The following is a 5165-nucleotide window of genomic DNA, read 5'->3' on the forward strand; positions in this document are numbered from 1 at the left end:
GCCACCAGGTGCGCATCGACCGGGACGCCGCCGCGGCGGAGGACGAGACCGTCCTGCTGCCGCTGATGCTGGACACGGCGCGCGACCCGGTGGCGTTCCTGACCGGCGCCATCCTGGCGCTGCGGGCGGAGGCCGAGGCGCTGGCGGCCGGCAAGGCCACGCTGTGGCTGGTCGCCCGCTGCGGCAAGGTCAACGGCAAGGCCGATGGCGGCCGCGGCCTGGCCGAGGCGCTGGCCGCCGCCGCCCGCACCCTGGCCAACGAATATTCCGGCATCGCCCTGCGCTTCGCCACCCTGGCCCCGGCCCTGCCGGACGAGGCCGCCGCGGCGGCGCTGGCCGGGCTGATCGGGTCGGCCACGGCCGCCGGCGCGGCCGAGACCGAGTTCGAGATCGACCGCGACGGCGTCTTCGTCGGCCGGGTCGAGCCTGCACGGCCGGCGCCGCAGGAGGCCGGGGCAGAGGATCGCGCCGCCCGGCTGGCGCTGTCCGCCCCCGGCAGCCTGGGCCGGATCGGCTGGGTCGCGGCCGAGCGCCGGGCTCCTGGCCCCGATGAGATCGAGATCGAGGTGGCGGCCAGCGGGCTGAACTTCCGCGACGTCATGTTCTCGCTGGGCCTGCTGCCGGACGATTATCTCGAGGACGGCTTCGCCGGCCCGACGCTGGGCTTCGAATGCGCCGGCACCGTACGCCGCGTCGGCGCGGCGGTGACCGGGCTGAAGGAGGGCGACCGGGTGATGGGCTTCGCCCCCGCCGCCTTCGCCACCCATGTCACCGTGCCGGCCCAGGTGGCGATGCCGGTGCCCGAGGGCATCGACCTCGCGGCCGCGGCGACCATGCCCGTGGCCTTCATCACCGCCTGGTACGCGCTGGTGCACCAGGCCCGGTTGGGCCGCGGCGAGACCGTGCTGATCCACGGCGCCGCCGGCGGCGTCGGCCTGGCGGCGCTGCAGATCGCCAAGCTGCGCGGCGCCACCGTCGTGGCCACCGCCGGCAACGAGGACAAGCGGGCCCTGGCGCAGCTGCTGGGCGCCGATCTGGTGCTGGATTCCCGGTCGCTGGCCTTCGCCGATGAGATCCGCTGGAAGCTGGGCGGCGTCGATGTGGTGCTGAACTCGCTGTCCGGTGACGCCATGCGCCGCAGCCTGCGGGCGCTGAAGCCCTTCGGCCGCTTCGTCGAGCTGGGCAAGCGCGACTTCGTCGCCGATACCGCGGTGGGGCTGCGCGCCTTCGCCCGCAACGTCTCCTATTTCGGGGTCGATGCCGACCAGTTGCTGAACGCCCAGCCGGGCCTGACCAAGCGCCTGCTGCGCGAGCTGGACCGGCTGTTCGCCCAGCGCCGCCTGACCCCGCTGCCGCACCGGGTGTTCCCGGCCGACCAGGCGGAGGACGCGTTCCGACTGATGCAGGGCGCCGGCCATATCGGCAAGATCGTGGTCACGCCGCCGCGCGAGATCCCGGCGGCACCGGCGGTCGAAGCGCGCTTCGAGGCGCAGGGCACCGGCTTCCACCTGGTCACCGGCGGCACCGGCGGCTTCGGCTTCGCCACCGCGCTGTGGCTGGCCGAGCATGGGGCGAAGACGATCGTGGTCGCCTCCCGCCGCGGCACGCTGGGCCCGGCCGAGAAGGCCGAGGCCGAGCGGCTGGCGCAGCGGGGCGTCACCCTGGCGGCCGAGCGGCTGGACGTCACCGACCGCGCCGCCTGCGAGAAGCTGCTGGCGGCGCTGGAGCGCCGGCACGGTCCGCTGCGCGGCATCATCCACGCCGCCATGGTGCTGGATGACGGGCTGCTGCGCGACCTGGACGCGGCGCGGATCGAGCGGGTGCTGGCGCCGAAGATCAAGGGCGCCATCCATCTCGACCTGGTCAGCCGCACCCGGGCGCCGGACTATTTCGTGCTGTTCTCCTCCGCCACCACGCTGATCGGCAATCCCGGCCAAGCCAACTATGTCGCCGCCAACGCCTATCTCGAGGCGCTGGCGCGGACCCGGCTGGCGCAGGGCCTGCCGGCCCTGGCCGTGTCCTGGGGCGCCATCGCCGATGCCGGGGTGCTGGCCCGCGACGCCGCCAAGGGCGACGCGCTGAAGCGCCGGATCGGCCGGTCATCGCTGAAGGCGGCCGAGGCGCTGGAGCAGCTGGGCCGGCTGCTGGCCCGGCCCGCCGCGACGCCGCAGGAGGCGGCGGTGGCCTGCGCCCGGATCGACTGGCAGGCGGCGACCCGCGAGCTGCCGATCCTGGCCACGCCGCGGCTGGCCGGCATGGCCGATGGCCGCCGGGCCGAGACGGCGGAGGCGGAAATCGACCTGGCCGCGATGATCGCCGGGCGCAGCGACGCCGAGGCCCAGGCGATCGTGACCGAGACCATGCTGGGCGAGATCGGGCGGATCCTGCGCATGCCGCCGGCCGACATCGATCCCGACCGGGCCTTCGCCGAGCTTGGCATGGATTCGCTGATGGGGCTGGAGCTGGATGCGGCGATGCAGGGCCGCTACGGCATCGACCTGCCCTTCCTGTCGATCGGCGCCGGGCTGACCTTGAACGAGCTGAGCGGCCGCATCGTCGCCCGGCTGCGCGGCGGCGCCCCGGCCGCGGCGCCCGAGGCGGCGCCGCCGGCCGAGGCGACGCAGCTGCTGGCCAAACATCTGGAGACCGACCTGGAGGAGGACACCGCCGTGCTGGTGCGCGAGGCCGTCCGCGACCGGGCCAAGACCACCCGCCGGGTGCTGGGATGATGTCGGCGTGTCGACGAATTGATCGTCATCCCGTGCGCGCTGCGGCGCGAAGTGCCGCGGCGCAGACACGGGATCCCGGCATGGCGGAAGATCCCGGGTCAGCGGCGCACCACTTCGTGCTGCGCCGCGCCCGGGATGACGGGGGGGTAAAGAGCTCGACGAAGGATCCGTTGCGATGAGTAAAGGCCGCCTGTCCGACGCGGCGCTTCGGTCGCTGATCGCCGATGTGCGCGGCAAGGCCCCGGCCGCCGTCGCCGCGCCGGTGGCGCAGGCCTCAGGGGCCTACGACACCGCCTTCGAGACCCTGCCGGGCTATGAGACGCTGCGAATGCAGCGCGCCGCTGCCGATCTGCTGGGCGTCGCCAGCCCGTTCTTCCGCACCCATGAGCGGCGCGCCGGGGCAGTATCGCGGATCGCCGGGCAGGAGGTGGTCAACTTCGCCTCCTACGACTATCTCGGGCTGAACGGCCACCCGGCCGTGGCCGCGGCGGCGAAGGCGGCGATCGACGAATACGGCACCTCGGTCTCGGCCAGCCGGCTTGTGGCCGGTGAGCGGCCGTTCCACGCGGCGCTGGAGCGGCGGCTGGCGGAGTTCCACGGCGTCGAGGACGCGGTGGTCTTCGTCAGCGGCCACGCCACCAATGTCGCGGCCATCGGCCAGATCACCGGCCCGGCCGACCTGATCCTGCACGATGCGCTGATCCACAACAGCGTGATCACCGGCGCCCAGCTGTCCGGCGCGCAGCGGCGGTCCTTCCCGCACAACGATTTGGAGACGCTGGAGGCGATCCTGGCCGCCGAGCGCGACCGCTGGCAGCGCGTGCTGATCGTGGTCGAGAGCCTGTATTCGATGGATGGCGACACCATCGACCTGCCCCGGCTGGTGGCGCTGAAGCAGCGCTTCGGCGCCTGGCTGATGGTGGACGAGGCGCATGGGCTGGGCGTGCTGGGCCCGACCGGCCGCGGCATCGCCGAGGCGGCGGGCATCGACCCGCGCCAGGTCGACATCTGGATGGGGACGATGTCGAAGACCCTGTCCTCCTGCGGCGGCTACATCGCCGGCCCGGCGGCGCTGGTCGAATACCTGAAGCTGATGGCCTCCGGCTTCGTCTACAGCGTCGGCATGCCGGCCCCGGCGACCATGGCGGCGCTAACGGCGCTGGAGCTGGTGATGGCGGATGCCGACGGCAGGGTGGCCCGGCTGCAGGCCAATTCCCGCCGGTTCCTGGAGCGCGCCCGCGCCGCCGGCCTCGACACCGGCCTGGCCGAGGGCCATGCGATCGTGCCGATCATCCTGGGGGATTCGCTGCAGGCGGTGCTGCTGTCGAACCGGCTGCTGGAGCGCGGCCTCAACGTCTCGCCGATCGTGCATCCGGCGGTGCCGGAGAAATCCGCCCGGCTGCGCTGCTTCATCACCTCCGAGCACACGCCCGACCAGATCGACCGCGCCGTCGCCGTCATCGCCGAGGAGCAGGAGGCGCTGCAGCGGGAGTCGCCGGCGGTGGCGAGGCTGGGGGCCATGGCCAGGGGGTAGGGCAATGCGTTGCCTCTCCCGCTTGCGGACCTTTTCATAACGCTTACCTCCCGCCGTCATTGCGAGGAGGCGAAGCCGACGAAGCAATCCATGGTCCAGCACGAGCTGCTGCATGGATTGCTTCGCTGCGCTCGCAATGACGGTGTTAGGAATTATGAAAGGGGTCCCGCAAGCGAGAGAGGCCACACGTTCTAACGTTCACAATCGCTCTCGCCCCCTACAGCGCCGCCGGGGCGTCGATCTCGAAGCGCAGGAAGCGGTCGATGAAGGCGGCGCGCACCGGGCGCGGGGCCAGCCGGCCCAGCCGGATCAGCCAGACCAGCGGCCAGGGGAAGGCCACCATGGCGCGGCCGCGCGCGGCGCCGGCGGCGATGTGCCGGGCGGCGCGCTCGGCGCTCCATTGGAACGGCCGGGCGCCGCGGTAGCGGTCGCTCATCCCGGTGTCGATATAGCCGGGGCAGACGATGGTGACGCGGATGCCCTGCGGCCGCAGCCAGGCCAAGAGGGCCTCGCCCCAGGCCATCAGCCCGGCCTTGGAGGCGGAATAGGCCGGCTGGTCGGCCAGCGGCATCAGCGCCGCCAGCGATGAGATCAGCACGATCCGCCCGGCGCGGCGGGCGCGCATCGGCTCGATCAGCGGCGACACCGTGGCGATCGCGCCTTCCAGGTTGATGCGCAGCTGCGCCAGCACCGCCGCCTCGGGCTCGCTGGCGCGGCCCGGCGCCAGGCTGCCCTCGACGCCGGCGTTGGCGATCACCACCGCCACCGGATGGCGCGCGTCGAAGCCGCGCAGGAAGTCGCCGAGGCGGGCGCCGTCGCGCACGTCGATCGCCGCCGCCTCCACGATCGCGCCGCGCTGCCGGCAGCTCGCGGCGACATCCTCAAGACGATCCGGGTTGCGG

3 protein-coding genes are annotated in these 5165 nt (G+C 73.3%); 2 read left to right on the forward strand and 1 reads right to left on the reverse strand.

What is annotated here, in order from left to right:
- The coding region (locus ABDW35_RS31785; protein ID WP_343717852.1) for a type I polyketide synthase at positions 1-2729 on the forward strand (2729 nt) is incomplete at its 5' end.
- A 175-nt stretch (positions 2730-2904) separates the two neighbouring features.
- Positions 2905-4263, forward strand: coding sequence for an aminotransferase class I/II-fold pyridoxal phosphate-dependent enzyme (locus ABDW35_RS31790; RefSeq protein WP_343717853.1), 1359 nt, complete (start codon positions 2905-2907; stop codon positions 4261-4263).
- A gap of 217 nt (positions 4264-4480) precedes the next feature.
- Here the strand turns inward: ABDW35_RS31790 and ABDW35_RS31795 are convergent.
- A partial coding sequence (locus ABDW35_RS31795; protein WP_343717854.1) for an SDR family NAD(P)-dependent oxidoreductase occupies positions 4481-5165 on the reverse strand: 685 nt, incomplete at its 5' end.

The sequence above is a fragment of the Inquilinus sp. genome, assembly GCF_039594555.1.
Taxonomy (GTDB): domain Bacteria; phylum Pseudomonadota; class Alphaproteobacteria; order DSM-16000; family Inquilinaceae; genus Inquilinus.